Annotated in this window: 1 protein-coding gene; it reads right to left on the bottom strand. The window is 66.3% G+C overall.

Features of this window, described 5'->3' with window-relative positions; genetic code table 11:
* Positions 1-48 precede the first annotated feature (48 nt).
* On the bottom strand, positions 49-694 hold a 646-nt coding region (locus tag C1I97_RS37930; RefSeq protein ID WP_111007372.1), incomplete at its 5' end, for a carbohydrate ABC transporter permease.

Below are 694 nucleotides of genomic sequence, written 5' to 3'. Positions count from 1 at the left end.
AAGCCATGCTCATGACATACCTCGGTTCCTGGATGTGCGGCCCGGGCCTCAGCCCTTCACCGCCCCCGTCAGCATCCCCTTCCTGAAGTGCTTCTGGACGAAGGGGGACAGCACCGCGACCGGCAGCAGCGCCATCACCATCACGGCCATCTGCACGGCGAGCCCCGACAGCTGCCCCGTCTTGATCGACTGGGCGAGCCCCACCGGCGCCTCCTGCTTCTGCACGAGCTGGATCATGACGTTCTGCAGCGGCAGCATGCTCTGGTCGTTGAGGTACAGCGACGCGTTGAACCACGCGCTCCAGTAGCCGACGGCGTAGAACAGCGTGATCACCGCCAGCACCGCGCGGGACAGCGGCATGACGATCTGCCACAGGATGCGCAGGTCGCCGGCGCCGTCGATGCGGGCGCTGTCGATGAGTTCCGGCGAGATGCCCATGAAGAAGCCGCGCAGGACGAGGATGTTGAACACGCTCACCGCGCTGGGCAGGATCAGCGCGAGGTAGGTGTCGGTCAGGCCGAGGGTCTGCACCAGCAGGTAGGTCGGGATGAGACCGGCGCTGAAGAACATCGTCGCCAGCAGGGCCATCAGGATCCAGCGATGGCCGAGGGAGCCGGTGCGGGACAGGCCGTAGGCGCACAGGACGGACACGGTCATCGAGAACAGCGTGCCGACCAGGGTGACCAGGAGGCTG

The organism is Streptomyces sp. NTH33 (genome assembly GCF_003236365.1).
Classification (GTDB): Bacteria; Actinomycetota; Actinomycetes; order Streptomycetales; family Streptomycetaceae; genus Streptomyces.
The sequence above is the reverse complement of the archived record's forward strand: the minus strand, read 5'-3'. Positions and strand labels throughout refer to the sequence as shown.